At 59.7% G+C, this 14435-nt stretch carries 15 protein-coding genes; 2 read left to right on the top strand and 13 right to left on the bottom strand.

What is annotated here, in order from left to right; all coding sequences use genetic code 11:
* The first annotated feature begins 31 nt into the window (after nt 1-31).
* Nucleotides 32-913 carry a nucleotidyltransferase gene (locus FJ423_RS01040; protein ID WP_064994781.1) on the top strand — a complete coding sequence of 294 codons (882 nt, stop codon included), beginning with the start codon at nt 32-34 and terminating at the stop codon, nt 911-913.
* Between the two features lie 25 nt (nt 914-938).
* Nucleotides 939-1481, top strand: coding sequence for an SLATT domain-containing protein (locus FJ423_RS01035; RefSeq protein WP_224656008.1), 543 nt, complete (start codon nt 939-941; stop codon nt 1479-1481).
* Between the two features lie 294 nt (nt 1482-1775).
* On the opposite strand, the gene FJ423_RS01030 is transcribed toward FJ423_RS01035, so the two are convergent.
* The 13 genes from FJ423_RS01030 to FJ423_RS33430 form a co-directional block, all read right to left on the bottom strand.
* Complete coding sequence (locus FJ423_RS01030; RefSeq protein WP_064994782.1) at nt 1776-2984, bottom strand: integrase arm-type DNA-binding domain-containing protein; 1209 nt, start codon at nt 2982-2984, stop codon at nt 1776-1778.
* A 307-nt stretch (nt 2985-3291) separates the two neighbouring features.
* Nucleotides 3292-4029 carry a helix-turn-helix transcriptional regulator gene (locus FJ423_RS01025; RefSeq protein WP_140838463.1) on the bottom strand — a complete coding sequence of 246 codons (738 nt, stop codon included), beginning with the start codon at nt 4027-4029 and terminating at the stop codon, nt 3292-3294.
* A gap of 117 nt (nt 4030-4146) precedes the next feature.
* Nucleotides 4147-6207, bottom strand: coding sequence for an SNF2-related protein (locus FJ423_RS01020; protein WP_181174688.1), 2061 nt, complete (start codon nt 6205-6207; stop codon nt 4147-4149).
* 88 nt (nt 6208-6295) lie between these two features.
* Nucleotides 6296-6562: a hypothetical protein gene (locus FJ423_RS01015; protein WP_210239529.1), complete on the bottom strand. Its 267-nt coding sequence runs from the start codon at nt 6560-6562 to the stop codon at nt 6296-6298.
* A gap of 31 nt (nt 6563-6593) precedes the next feature.
* Complete coding sequence (locus FJ423_RS33965) at nt 6594-7826, bottom strand: DNA cytosine methyltransferase (RefSeq protein WP_140838459.1); 1233 nt, start codon at nt 7824-7826, stop codon at nt 6594-6596.
* 23 nt (nt 7827-7849) lie between these two features.
* Entirely contained in the window at nt 7850-9922 is a 2073-nt protein-coding gene (locus FJ423_RS01005) for a hypothetical protein (RefSeq protein WP_140838457.1), read from the bottom strand.
* Between the two features lie 54 nt (nt 9923-9976).
* On the bottom strand, nt 9977-10633 hold the full coding sequence (locus FJ423_RS01000) for an ssDNA-binding protein (RefSeq protein ID WP_140838455.1): 657 nt from the start codon (nt 10631-10633) through the stop codon (nt 9977-9979).
* Nucleotides 10634-10653: 20 nt separating this feature from the next.
* Nucleotides 10654-11886 carry a DUF2800 domain-containing protein gene (locus FJ423_RS00995; RefSeq protein WP_140838453.1) on the bottom strand — a complete coding sequence of 411 codons (1233 nt, stop codon included), beginning with the start codon at nt 11884-11886 and terminating at the stop codon, nt 10654-10656.
* Complete coding sequence (locus FJ423_RS00990) at nt 11886-12149, bottom strand: hypothetical protein (RefSeq protein ID WP_140838451.1); 264 nt, start codon at nt 12147-12149, stop codon at nt 11886-11888. Before FJ423_RS00990 ends, FJ423_RS00995 begins: the two co-directional genes overlap by 1 nt.
* A 2-nt stretch (nt 12150-12151) precedes the next feature.
* On the bottom strand, nt 12152-12697 hold the full coding sequence (locus FJ423_RS00985; RefSeq protein WP_140838449.1) for a hypothetical protein: 546 nt from the start codon (nt 12695-12697) through the stop codon (nt 12152-12154).
* A gap of 11 nt (nt 12698-12708) precedes the next feature.
* Nucleotides 12709-13305 (bottom strand): hypothetical protein, encoded by a 597-nt coding sequence (locus tag FJ423_RS00980; protein ID WP_140838447.1) that lies wholly within the window; start codon nt 13303-13305, stop codon nt 12709-12711.
* 5 nt (nt 13306-13310) lie between these two features.
* Entirely contained in the window at nt 13311-13943 is a 633-nt protein-coding gene (locus FJ423_RS00975; RefSeq protein ID WP_140838445.1) for a MotA/TolQ/ExbB proton channel family protein, read from the bottom strand.
* Nucleotides 13944-13964: 21 nt separating this feature from the next.
* Nucleotides 13965-14141 (bottom strand): hypothetical protein, encoded by a 177-nt coding sequence (locus FJ423_RS33430; protein ID WP_181174686.1) that lies wholly within the window; start codon nt 14139-14141, stop codon nt 13965-13967.
* Between the last annotated feature and the right edge of the window lie 294 nt (nt 14142-14435).

Genomic DNA, 14435 nt, shown 5'->3' with positions numbered 1-14435 from the left:
CCCGACGAAGTTACCGCTGGTGGGGATGGGAATGGGCGTATCTGACGAGTTCTACAACTTCCGGAATAACTACAATATCGGCACCGACCTGATCAGCTCGATAGGACAGCGGTACCGGCGTATCACCACGCGCCTTAACACAGACTTCTGGAACACTGATTCCAGCTCCGCCCACAGTCTCTATGTTGGCTCTTACGGTCGCGACACCGCCGCACGCGGAATCAGCGACCTGGATATCGGCTTCCAGCTCCCCTATGCGGAATACGTCAAATACAGCGCGTATCAGGGCAACGGTCAGTCCGCACTTCTTCAGGCCGTGAAAAACTCCCTCCTCAAAACCTACGGCTCCAGCAACGTCGGCGGCAACGGTCAGGTTGTCGTCATCTCCTTCACGGACGGAATCACATTCGAAATCCTCCCCTATTTCGACAACACGGACGGTTCCTGGACGTTTGCCGATTCAAACGGGGGAGGTACCTGGCGACAGTGCAACCCCCGGGCAGAGATAAATGCCGTCCAGACACGCAATACGGCCGTTAACGGCAACCTGAAAGCGCTCGGCCGCATGATGAGGGTGTGGAAAGACCATAATAGCGTTCCGATGACTGGAGCGCTGATTGACGCGCTTGCCTATCAGTTCATCGAAACGTGGGAGTATCGGGATAAATCCTACGGCTATCATGACTACATGGCGCGGGACTTCCTGAAGTATCTCTACGACCTCGACCGAGAGAAAACTTACTGGCGGATGCCGGGAAGCGGTTCCTACGTCTACAAGACGGGGGTGTTCTGGTTGAAGGCGCTCAGTGACTACAATATCGCCGTCGAGGCCTGCAACATGCAGACCGACGACAAAGCCGCACAGCGCCGCGCGAAATGGAGGATCGTCTTTGGCACAACCTTCCCAATTTGATCCGCGGTACCAACTCGAGAGCCAAGTGCGCGAGTGTTACGGCCGTTGCGCCTACACCCACAAGATCCACGAGAAGATGGCCGAGCGGCTTGCCGACCATCAATGGTATGCAAAGTGGTTCAACATCATCCTGTCCGCGCTCATCGCCGGCGGCGCGGTGACGACCGTTTTCAGGGCGGAGACGGGGCTTCTGCAATATGCGGAATACGCGACCGTCGTGCTTGCCATTCTCAGCCTGATCTACAACGCCTACCAGAAGGACCTAGACCCCGGTGCTCTCGCGCAGCGACACAGGGAAACCGCGTCCGACATCTGGAATGTGCGAGAATCTTACCTCAGCCTGATAACCGACGCGCTCAATACGGCAGTGCCAATTGACGACCTTCGGACTCAGCGCGACGAGTTGCAGACCAACCTTCACGAAATCTATCGGGCGGCACCCTTCACGGACGGGAAGGCCTACAAGAAGGCACAGAATTCCTTGAAGGACAACGAGGAGCTTATGTTCTCCGACAAGGAAATCGACGATATGCTGCCCACCACGTTAAGGCGGTCGAGCAGGGCTTAGTCAAGCGCCGGTCGGTCCCGCCAGCAGGCTAGGTAAATAAACGAACGGCGGCCTTTCGGACAGTGTAAAGGGCGTCTCAACGACCGAAATCGGGCGCAAAGCTCTCTTTCACTTCCAGCCATGTGTGGGCCGAATCGAGTCAGAATGCTTGGCTTCACTAGAAAATCGGGCAGTGTTAATGTGCCCCGAAGCGGGAGGGATCACTCTCGCAGAGTTTAATTCGGTACAATGGTACAGCGCTGCAAATCTCCATGTCTTGGTCATTAGATTCGCCAGACCAAAGGTGGCCCAGTTTTAGCGATCTTCAACCGCCGTTTTCACCCGCGCGTTTTTGCTCTCGAGTTCATCCAGATAATCGGCCCACCATTGCATCATCTTTACGCGCTCTTCCCAGTACTCTGCCCGGGCGTAGGCGCGACGTACGTCGTTGTTCTCAACATGGGCCAGCTGCCGCTCTATGGCGTCCGGATGCCATCTTCCGCATTCGTTTAGCAAAGTTGATGCCGTTGCTCGAAAACCGTGCGCGGTGGCTTCTTCCTTGCCGTACCCAATACGGCGAAGGGCAGCGTTAAGCGTGTTGTCGGAAATCGGACGCGAGCCCGATCGAATACTAGGAAACAACAGCGTGCCCCCACCAGAGGTTTCTCTAAGTGAGGTCAGGACCCCGACGGCCTGCCTGGAGAGAGGTACGCGGTGCGGCCGTCTCATTTTCATGCGCCCTTCAGGGATGCTCCACACCGAGCTTTCGAAATCGAACTCGTCCCATCCGGCCGCGCGCAGCTCGCCGGGGCGGGGAAACAGCAGGGCCATCAGCCTTAGGGCGGCTCGGGTTGTCGGCTGCCCGTCAAATGCATTGATCGCCCTCAGCAAGCCTCCCAAGGCCTTAGGATCGGTAACGGCGGCGCGCGGCGTGACCGTTGGACCGACGAGTGCTCCCCGCAGGGCGATCGTCGGATCTGTATCGGCGCGTGCGGTTGCGATTGCATATCGAAACACGCTGCCGATAGTGGAGCGCAGTCGCCTGGCCGACTCGTATCGACCGCGAACCTCCACGCTGCGGAGAGCGGCAAGAATTGTGGCCGGATCAATCTCCCGAACGCTTTTGTCCCCCAACGTTGGATGGGCAAAGTCGAGCAACCATTTGACCTTGGTGATGGTCCGGTCGGCACGACCCTCCTTCTTCAGCTTGTCGACATAGTCCTCCGCGATTGAGCGAAAGGTGTCCTCTGCCGAAGCCTTTTGTGACTTACGCTCCTGGGCGGGGTCGATGCCACGTAGGAGGAGACGTTTGGCGGTATCGCGCGCCTCGCGTGCCTCAGCCAGGGAGATGAGCGGATAGCTGCCCAACGCCAGAAGCTTCTGCTTGCCGCCAAAACGATAGGCGAGGCGCCATAGGCGAGATCCGGTAGGCTGAACCCAAAGCTGGAGCCCGCCACCGTCAGACAATTTCACGAGCTTTGAAGCGGGTCGGGCATTTCGGCATTTTACGTCGGAAAGCGCCATTTCCGGGAGCTCCATTTGGCTGCATCGATACCATCAGGATCTCCAATACCACCGAAAATACCAGCCCTCCGCCTCGTTGGACCAACTACGCCGAAATTCCACAAAACACGGCCAACCGCGCCTTGCGTCACAAAAATTACCAAGGATTTCAGACATTTGCCGAGACAAAAGCGTAGATGCTTCGGCGAAAGAGACTGTCGGGAGAAGAGGGGATGGTGCCCAGAGGCGGAACCTATCTGGATGTCTATCTAGTTGATTCCATTGCTGGAATTAATAGGCGTCGAGATAGATACCGTCGAAGATACCGTCAAGCAGTCCCGGTAGCAGCGTCGAAGTCGCTCAGCGAACGGATGACCGGCAGTTTGTGACCACCCACCGAAAAACCGGGTGCGCCGCGGTCGACAAGCAACTCTGTGTGAGTGCCGCGCCGCTTGCCGTATTTCTGGATGATCTCGTTCGGCAGCTTCAGCACGTTGACCCCGGAAAAGGTGTCCGAGCCGATGATCCCCAGGTTGAGCAGCCGATCAGGATTCTTGGGCAGCACGAACAAGACCTTGTCGTCCTGCTGGATGCCTGCCGCTGCCTTGATGGAGTAGTGCCGGCCGTGGATGATGGAGAAGAAGTCGACCTCGTCATCCTCATTCTCGTTGAAGGCGATCTGGCCACCGTTGAGCATGATCATGCCAGCGAGGAGGTTCACCGATCCATCCGACCACAGCGTATGGCGCTTCTTTTCGGTAGGCGTGAAGTCCGGCGTCTTGCCGAGCGACAACCAGGCCTCGTCGACCTCGAGCACGCTCGCCAGGAGCACCATCGTCTTCATGGTCGGCCGCGAGGCGCCGCTGAACCACTTCGAAACGGCCTCTGGACTGTAGCGGACCTTGTGCTTGTTCTGGATCTGCTCCCTGATCCACTTCTGCTTGCCATAGTCGTTGGGGCAATGTGCGTTGTTCTGGCAGGCGATTTCCAGACGCCTCAAAAAACCCTTGTCAACGATCCGCTTGGGTTTGATCGTTTCGCTCTCGCTGCTTTTTTCGCTACTCATGACACATCCCCTCAGTTCAACAGTTGGTTGACCATAAGGGAAATTGTTGCCCCCTGTCAACAGTCAGTGGATAAACTGGCCGTTGAACGGCGGTAAGTGCTTGATATCAGCTGATATTTATGCTGCGAGTCGCACGCGCACGCGCTCGGTTATCCTGTCTTGCGTGATTCCCTTGGTCTGTAGCGATTCGTACTGGCGTTCGTCCTCGGTGCCTTCAGCCATGATCACGTGGATGAACACGGTGTGGTGCCTCTGCCCCGGTCTAGCCAACCGACGGTTGAATTGATCCCACAACTCTAAACTCCAACTCAGTCCGAACCAGCACTGGAGATAGCCGCCGTGCTGCAGGTTGAGGCCGTGCCCGATCGAGGCTGGATGCGCCACGCCAAGCTTGATCTTGCCAGTGTTCCAGTCCTTGACGAAGGTCTTGCACTCGTCAAAGAAGACGGCGTGCGGGAACTTCTTCCTGATGCGCTCCTTGTCGAACTGGAAGCTGTAGGCGATGAGTACCGGCTGCCCGGCCGCTTCCTCGACAATCCGCTCGAGCGCCTTCAGTTTGCAGTCGTGTACCGCCACCGTCTCGCGCACGGCAGGCCAAACGTCAGGGTCGCTGCGATACAGCCCTCCGTTGGCGAACTGCAGCAGCTTGTTGACGAGCACGCCGCGCGACAGGGCCTCGACGTCGTAGGGCTCAGCCACCATCTTCTTTTCGAAATCGCGGTACTCCCGCATGATCTTTGGCGGCAGTTTGACCTTGATGATGTTGAAGTGCCGCGGCGGCAGATCAATGTAGTCTTCCGCCCGAAGGCCGATCATCACGTCCTTCAGCCGACCCATGATCGCAACCTCGGCGCCAGGCTTTGGCTTGATCTCGCGTGAATACTGGTTCTCGTCGAACCAGCGATCGAGGAAAGCTGCCCGAGTGGGCTCGAGCCGCTCGCCCATGTCTAGGATGAACGCCTGGCCGCCGAGGTCGATCACGCCGTTCGGCGACGGCGTGCCAGACAGTTCGACCACCCGTTTGATCAGTTTGCGGGCCTGCGCGAGAACACCGAATTCGGTGAGTTGTGGCTTCACCTTGATCTTCTTGCCGTCCTTGTATTTGACGGCCGGCGTGTGACGGACGAAGCCCTTTAGCCGCGAGGACTCGTCGTAGACGAGAATGTGCCATCGCCAGCCGATGGCGCCGCCGATCGTCTTCCAGAGCCACTGAAGGTTCTCGCGATTGATCAGCGTCAGTTGGGCATCGACCTTGAGAGCCGCCTTGCGTTCGGCCTCGCTGCCGGTAACGACGGTGTAGGTGAGGCCCTTGAGATGCTCCCACTCGCCGATCTCCGTGGGCCAAGTATTGTTCACGACTTCGAGCGGAGCGACGATCAGGCATCGCCATGTGGGGTCGTCGTCCAGGAGCCGCTTGACGCCGTCGAGTGTTGCCCCCGTCTTGCCCAAGCCCATGTCAGCGGCACCGAGAAGCGCTGGCATCGTGTAGATGCAGTCCGACAAATAGCGCTGATACGAGCGCATCATCGACCGCGGACGAAGCGAGCCGGGATTGTCGTTGGCCGGCAGCGGCGCGTTGTCGTTCGCCGCGGTGACAAGGCCAAGCTGCTCGAGCAGCGCCAGATAGGGCGAAGCCGGTTCCTTGGCGACGGGCTTCGTGAGATGCATGACGAACTTGTGCTTGAAGAACCGCCCGTCTAGCACATGGCCGAGCTCGCGCATCTGAGCGTTCGACCGCGTCTTGGTTGCCAGCGCTGCCACCTGGCGCCCACTCGACGGATCAATCCAGCGCGGGTAGGGGCCAGTGCGCCCGACATAGGTCCAGTTGGTGACCCGGTAGATGTCGCCGCGGTGCGCCTGGCTTTCGTCGGCGTAAGTCACCAGCGAGACGAAGCGCGCGTCCTGCCTGATCTTCCGGATCGAGCGCCCGAGCAGGAAGGAGGCCGCGTTCTTCGGGCAGTCCGGATGCAACACAAGGCGGCTGAGCGCCAGAACCTTGGTCCACTCTTCCTTGTTGACGCTCTCACAGGCCACGCGTGTCGGTGGCAGCCACCAGGCGACGCCGAGAAGCTCGTCAGAGCCCTTGCGGAACAGGCCGTGCAGATAGACGGCGGTCTTCGACGCCCCCTTGGCGTAGTGATGCTGCGCCACCAGTGGACGGGCTTCCGGCACTGTCACGTCACGGACTTCCCAATCAGCTTTTTTCAACCGTCCGTCGAACCGGCTGTTGAGTCCGATGCGCTCAAGGAGGTCGAGGTACGGGCTTTCAATCGAAGAGAGCACAGCCATCCTCGACGTTGTCGATCACGTGAACGGCTAGGCCGCTCTCCCGCAGCCGCCTGATCTCGCGCTTCTGGTGGATTTCCGGCTCCTCGCCGAGATCCTTGAATTCGACGACGATCACCCGGCCGTCCATGAAGAACCAGGAATCGGGACAGGCGTGGCGGCCGATGTACTGCATGCGGCGCGCCCGCCAGCCACGTGATCGGGCATAGTTGGTCACCGGGGTCTGTACATGAGGAATTTCGGCCACGGGTGGAATCCTTCAGCTGACAGCTGAATTTCTAACCAAGCAGATCATCAAAGGAAGCGTTTAATTCAGGACCGCCAGTAGCAGTCTCTCGTACGGGCTCAAGTTCGAGCGTCTCGCGGTCGAGATACGCTTCGATGAAGATGCGCGTGGCTTCCGCGTCGACTGCGTTGCCGTAGGCGCGCAACCGTCCCACTCGGGAGGTAGCCCCATGAGCCAACGGGAATGTGTTGGGTTCAACTGGCCGCCACTTGCCATCCCGGCAGAATAGCCAATCAGCGTCTCGCCAGTGGCCGTTAGTCGGGCCGGGCCGACCAATTGCACCTGATGATCCAGCGTCGTTACCGAAAGACCCGCTCCGGTGCCCTCTTTCCGCTGCAACGCCTGTTCTGGCGTGCCGCCCGGCGCCGATGCATTCGGTGTCCCCCAACCAGTCAACATCGCGAAGTCGTCCAGGTTGCGACGGTTCCCCGCTGTTCTCGTAGACTGTCCGCCCCCGTGACTGCCGTCTCGACTCTGTGCCGTGGGCCAGCCCGTCAAATTCGCCTGTCTCGGCAATTGGTCGAACCGATCCTTGCCGTTGTCTGGTCGAGGCGTGATATCCGCGCCCGAATCCTTCCAATCCCTCGTCGTGGTCGTCGTCCAGCCAGCCAAGGAGGCCTGCGCCGTCAGCGTGTCCGCTATGCCCCGGTTCCATCGCATGCCGGCGCTCTCGCCATCCTCGGCCCAAGCAGTCGCCCAACCGACCTGCGGCAAGTCGTTGATGGTAGGCTGCGAATCGGAGCCTTTGCCGGATGTGCGGCGCGCCGCTGCCCGCAGAGCAGGTATCGAGCGCCCCAATGGCGTAGCCCGTTCCTTCCATGTCAGCGAATACAAGGTCGAGCCAAGCAAGGCCGTCCTTTGACGCAACTTGCTCTCCAAAGACCTCATCAGGTCGGCACTCTGCGATGAGATGGTGCCAATGCGGCCAAAGGTGCCGCTCGTCAACAAACCCATCTCCTCGGCCTGCCGCGGAGAAAGGTTGGCAAGGGCAACTACCTGTCCAGACGGGTCGATCGTCTGGCCAGCCCCCCCGTCGAAGTCCATACGACCAGACGCCAATGCCTGCAAATGCGTGAACTTGTGTGTAGCCTCTGAGGTCAGAAGGTCGAACGTCACGGATGTCCCTCTCGTCCACGTCGCCGGGCGCGATGAGCCCTGCCGTGATCAGGTTACGCAGCCATGTGGCAGCGTATTTGTCGATCTCGTTGTAATAGGCTTTGCTCATCGGACTCGACAATAAATCAACTGTCAGTGGAATTGCAAGGCGCGGCCATAGATTTCCGCCATGAGTGCGGTTCGTTTCTCCACATAGCCGATGTCTCGCAAAATGCTTTCCGCCGTTTCGATGTACCGCTGATAGTCGATATCGGCCGGCAGTGTCTTCGGCAGCATCATGAGCGGGCGGCAACCTTCTGTCTCAGGCACCTTCGGACGGTTGCCGGTCTTGGGATGCGCCTTGACCTTGATCATCGAATCCCCGTCCGTCGACCAATAGTAGCGCACGACCTTACCGAGATAGCCGTCGCGCCAGGTGGCGCCGCCGGTCGCCTTGATGACGGTGAGGAAGCCGCGCACGTCCTTGCACTCGCGGATCGTCTTCTCGACCGGCGTGCCGTCGCGCAGGAAGGCAAGCACCGCGTCCCCGACGATCGTCATCTTGGGGTTCTTCTTCATCTGCTCGCGCGCCGGATCGTAGTCGGGCGAGTCGGGATGCCAGTGGTTGGCGATGCTGCCCTTGCGCTTGCCCTTGCCGTTGGATTTGATCGCCACATAGTAGTTGACGTCGCGATTGTAGATCGAGCGGTATTCGGCGAATTCGAGCTTGAAGCCGGTCGCGGCTTCCCACCAGTCGGTGATCTCCGTCAGTGGCGACGGCGCCAGCCGGTCGGTCGCAGCACCGTCCTTCATGACAAAGCCCTCGAAAAGGTGCCGCGGGCATTTGAACACGACGCCGTCCGTGTTGCCGGAGATCACGGAAATGCCAGCCTTCTCGGCGCGCTCGATCAACATGAGCAGCGACAATTGTCCGGTCAGCGTGATGGCGATCAGCAAATGCGGCGCGTAGAGGATGGAGAAGCGCGACCCGAGCTTGCCGTAGACACCGTTCAACTGGATCTTGCCGCCCTTATCGCGGACGATCATTTGCAGCTTTTCGGCCTTCAGCACAGGCGCGTAGTTGGCGCCGGCCGTCTTCAGTTCAGTGTCGATTTCCTTGGAACGGCGCTTGGCGGCTAGGCGCTCGTCGATAATGCTGCGATAGACTTTTAGGAAATCTTTCCCAAGGGCTTTTGGGAACAGCCCGAGCTTCATGATGATCTCGGGATATTGCGACGCTACGTCGGCGTCGATCAGCACCGTATCGTCATCGGAATGGACGGCACGGTTCGACTCGGTCGAATGCAGTCCGCCGATGCCCATCTTGTAGGTCGAGCCGCCGATCTGGATTTGCAACTTCTCGAACTCTTTCGGGAACAGCACTTTCCCGTCGTCACGAAGAATGAAAGTGGTTTGCCGGACGACCTCAAGCACGCGCTGCATCGGCTCGGTCTCGAAGCTCATCCACTGCGGAACGTCATACCTGAAGGCGGTGCCTGGCTTGGGCGGGTTCTTCTGCGGCTTCTTGCCGGTCAGTTGCTCGATACGCTTCTTGATAATGGTCTCGCCGACCTGCGCGTCAGACTTTGATCGCAGGTCCATGCCGTAGCGCTCACCAAGGGCTACGCGCAGTTCCAGAGCTTCCTTCAGCGCGTTGTAGAGGTTCTCGGTCGCGTCCAGGTCGCTGATCAGGCAGTAGTCGATAACATCGTCCATCTGCTCGTCGGTCAGGATAGTTTCTGGTGGATAGGGAAGATCCTGCAAGCGCTCACCATGAAGGCGACCGTTGAGCGTCTTGAGGCCATCCCCGACAGAGGGATTCGGCTCGAACAGATCGATATGATCCAGCCACTTCGGAATGGTGATCCCGAGCTCGCGTTCTGAGTCCCACCACTTCATCCCGCCCATGATGATGCGGTCGCTTGCCGCCTTGAGCTCGGCGTTGTCGGCGCCGGTCAGAGCAAGCAGGATGATCGGCATGTCGTAGGTCATGCCGTTGAAGGTGACGACGGTATAGCGCTTCAGAATGCGCCGGATCGCCTCGCGGTCGAGCGCCGAACGGTGGCTCAGTTCATAGCCTAGCCGCTTGCCGTCTGAGCGGCGCTTGAAGGCGACGTAGAAGAGGTTGTGGTATGTTTCGATGTCGCAGAAGACGACGTCCTTGACATCGCGCTCCTGGGCGATCGGCGGCAGCCGACCCAAATAGAGGTCGATCAGATCGAGCATCTGTTACCCGCAAAAAAAGAGGGCGGCATTCGCGCCGCCCGAGTGGTAGGGTAATCAGATTTCGTCGTCGTCGATCGAGGAGGCTTTTTTGTTCTTCGGCTTCTCGTCGAAGTCGTCCTCGTCGTCGCCGAGGTTGTCGATCTCGTCGTCGTCGATGCCGCCGCCAGAGAACTGCTCGTCCTTCTTGTAGTATTGAAGCGCATCCAGCGTTGCGAACATGCCGTTGCCGCCCTTGGCCTTGTCCTTCACCGCATAGTAGTGACCGTAGGCCACAGCCCAATTGCCGGACTGGAACAGTTCTTCGGCCTCTTCGGCATCGCAGTCCTCGCCGTTGCGCTTCTTCAGCTTCGGCTTGCGATCATTGGTGAGCTTCAGGTAGCGCGTGCCCTCGTAGTGCTCGCGTACATTGCCCTCGCTGTCGAAATACTGGTCGCCGTCGTGGATCGGCCGGCGCTTGGAATCGAAGCTCTGCAGCAGCTTGACCGGGTCCTTGCCAGGCCATTCCTTGCCAATAAGGTGCTTCGCTGCCTGCTGCGCCACGGCGATGCTGGCCTTGCCTTCCTCGGTCTCCTTGTAGAGCAGACCGTTGGTGCGATAGGCGAGCTTGCCGCCCTCGACCGATGCGGTTTTGCGATCCATGCGGCAGTAGCTCAGCCGCACAAGAACCTTAAACGTACCCTTTTCCGCGTTGAACGATGGTTTGAATGCCATAGTGCGTAATCCTCGTAGGTTCAGAAGTCATCATCGAAAGCATCATCTTCGGCATCCAAGTCATCGAACTCGTCGTCTCTGATGATGGCCGGCCTTTCGTCTTCCACCGGCACAAGAACCGGCTTCGGATCGCCCTGGTCGACGAGGGATTTCGGGAACACCCCTTTGCCGAGCACTTTATCAAGTTGCGCGACACTAATCAACTGTTGGTGGAATAGACGGTCAGGCGAAAGACGCTTTTTCAGCCAGGCTTCTGACGCCTTTTCATCCCTGTGTTTGCGCGGCGGCATGCGGCCGGATACGGCCTTGACGCCGTTCGCCGGACCTTTGGTGATGACGTCGTGGATTTCCTCGGCATGCAGCCTTTTCAACCATTTGGTGATCAGGTGGGCATGCTGGTTGATGTAGCGGCGCCGCTGCGGACTCAAGCCGTCGATATCGGGCAGCGCAGGTTCGTCGTCTGCGTCGAGGTCGTCGAAATCTAGCCCGAGCATGTCGAGTTTCCACGCTTCGTGCTCGACACACGCGCCGTCAATCTTGGTCAGCGGGCACCATTGGCAGGCGGTATCGGACGGCGTGCAGGGCGCATCAGGATCACGCGTCGCCGCCGCGGCGCGCTTGACCTCTTCGCCGAAGGCTAGGAGCGTTTCGATCGAAACGACCCACTCGCCGCCACCGGCAGAGTTTCGAGGCTGGTCGATGATGATGCGGAATCGCTTCGGCGGATGGTAATCCGGAAAGCTGTTGAGCAGCCCGAGCGCGTAGATCATCTGCTGCTTGTTGCGCACTGGCGACACGGCGATTCCGGCGCCAAATTTGAGGTCGCTCAGCAGCCACTCCTCGAGATAGAACTCCGGGCCACTGATCGCGTAATAGTCGACCGTGCCGCCTTGCGGCTCGCCATGGTCGTCGGGGCCGACCCACGGCGTCGTGTCAACGCGCAGTTCAACGCCGCTCGAGGCCTCTGGCATTGTCAGTTCGCGGCAACGGTCGACGCCCTCGACCAGCGCTGTCGCCATGCCGTCGTCGACCACGAAGTCGAAGCCGTCCGCCTGGATCTTGGTAGCGAGAAAATCGTGCGGCTCGAAGCCGAATTCCAGGCACTGCTCGCGCACCCAATGCGCCGCGGTGCCTTCGGCCGCATGGATGCTGGTGCGGTCATCCTTTATGCCAAGCTTCTTGATGCGATTGAGCGCGCCGGCGCAACCCATCCATAGAGATGCGCCGGACGGCGAGTGTTTGGAGTGGCCCATCACTCCCTCGAAGAAAGGTCGAAACCGAGTTGCATGAAATGGTAGAGGCTGAGCGTCTTCGTCTCCTCCGCGCTGACCTTGGCGACGATCCGCGCGCTGGCGAAAACCGTCTTCTTCGCCGCGTCTTTGCGCGCCCGTTGCATCGTCGCAAACACGTGATAGTGCGGGAACGCATCCTTGTGGTAGGAGCGCCAGTCGTCAGGCACGGCGAGACCTGCCCGCCGTGCCGCATCAAGGTAAAGCCGCTCGCGCGTGCCGCTCATCGTCAGATATCCTGCCCTGGCGCATGCATCGGTTCTTCCTGGTGCGGCTTGTCCGGAAGCACCTTCGGCTGCGGGTCCGCCCAAAATTGCGGCGGGTGCGTGTCCCAGGAGAATTCGAACGGCTTGACCTCGACACCGGCCGTCGATCCCTCACCGCCAGCGGCACGCTCGTCGAGTGCTTTTTGCATCTGCTCGGCGGTGCGGTCGTTCCACGGCATCTTGTAATACCGCGGTGCCTCGCCGCCGAGATCCAGAAGCACGTAGATACCGTCGCCGATAAGTGCCTTCACACCGAGGATCATGTGCTTGCCCGGCTTCACAGTGAGGCCTTCGACGTAGGGCACCGGCCAACCGAGACACAGCCACACGGCGGCGCCTGCGATCGGGCTGAACAGGAGCAGGCTGAGCACCGCCAATGTGCGTGCCGCTGTCGGCCGGCGCGCCCATATAGCGATGAGTGCCATCGCGGCGAGAATGGCCGTCAGGACGAGCCAGACGGTGATGCTGACGCCGTTGGAGGGGATCAGCGCAAGAATGATTCTGTCCATGGTGGTCGGCCTCATTTCTTTCCCGACCGCAAGGGGCGGAAAACCTGGTTGAGAGAATTTGGCTCGATCGTGCCGTCTTCTCGCAAGATGAAGTTCATGCCGGTGGCTTCCTGACCTGCGCTGACCAAGGTGACGTGCGTCGTGGCGAGCACCTTGAGCGATGCCTTGCCGGGTTCGCCCGTGTTGATCGAGGCCTCGAGATCGACCTTTTGCGGCAGCGTCGGACACCGGTAGCAATGGACGTTGATGGTGTACTCGCCGCCGATAACGCCACGGGTCGCCGCGTCCTCGTAGTTGATGTCGGTGGCGTCCGGCTGGATGCCGAGGTCATCACGCAGCAGGTTCCAGAGCAGGCCGCCCTTGTTTGAATAACCAACCGGAACCGGCTCGCCAGGGCCGTTGACCCACAGATCGATATCCGTGTCGCCGCTCGGCCAGACTGCGTGGACGATCAGGTTGCCGGGCGGGATCGCGCCCTCCTGCTCGGCCTTGGCCTTCATGGTGATCATGAGCGCCATGACGCCGATGATGCAGACGAAACCGATGACCGTGTTCATCAGGACATCGCGCCAGGCGATGCCGTTGAGTTCTTCCATCTCGTTGTTCATGGTGGTCAGCCCTTGACGGCCAGTTCGGCAGCCACGGACGCGCGCGCCGCTTCGAACGCCTTGTTCACGGACTTGCCGTCAAGGATGTTGTTGAGCGTGACCTTCTGTTGGAAAGGCACCTTAAGCGCCTCAGCGTCGATCTTGAGCAGTGCGATCGTCGTGTTCAGGATGTGGCTGTTGACACCGAGCCAGAGGCCAAGTGAAATGCCGACGAGAGTCGTGTAAAAGGCGACCTTCATGCCCGCCGTCATGCCGGCGATCGACTGCAGCGCGGCATCCGGCCCGCCAGCGACGTTGAGCGATTCCACCGCTTGGCTGAAGCCGAGGATGTTGCCTATCAGGCCGAGCATGCCGAGCCAGACGCCGACCGCCGCCACGAAACTGCTTTTGATCGCCAGCTTGCGCACGTCGACGTAGGTGCCGGCCTTGACCTCGTTGAATGCGTTCGAGGCCTTCTGCACCCGCACCATGAGGCCGCAGAACGCCAGTACGAACACCGTGATCATCACATAGCCGATGCCGGTCGTCTCGCCGGCAAGAATGCGCTGCACGTAGCCATGCATCCACGCCCACAACAGGAAGGCGCCGATGAAGCCGTTAAAGATGACGATGCGATACAGCAGATGGTTCTTGAACATGTGAGGGCCTCCTTTGATTGTTCAGAACTCGACGCCGAATTCGTCTTGGATCTGCTGCCAGGTGCGGGCGTCGACACACTGGAAAATCACTCTGTCCGGAGCCGCGGCGATGCTCATTTCGACCGCGCGGGTTTCGCATGCGGGACGGTCGGCAAAGACCTGCTTGCCGGAAATTTCGTCGCCGCCACCGAAGGCCACGAACAGGAGTAGCCACGGGCTCATCGCCGGCTACCTGACCGCTTGGTGCCCAAGTGATAGGAACCGCAATGCTGGCAGCGGTACGCGGCCACAACGACGCGGTGTTTGCGCTTGTTGTGGTTCTTGACCGTTTTCATCGCCTTTTCGGCCGAGTCGAACTGCTCCTTGCCGACGCATGAGGCGAATGGGTCCGTGTCTTTGGCACCAGGTACGATCATCGATCGAGCCTTGTTGGGTTTTCTGGAAGGATGGCGATGGGGACTCGAACCCCCGCTGATCAGGCTTGCATCCGTG

It is taken from the genome of Mesorhizobium sp. B2-8-9 (assembly GCF_006439475.1).
Lineage (GTDB): Bacteria > Pseudomonadota > Alphaproteobacteria > Rhizobiales > Rhizobiaceae > Mesorhizobium.
This window is presented reverse-complemented; position numbering and strand designations above follow the sequence as displayed.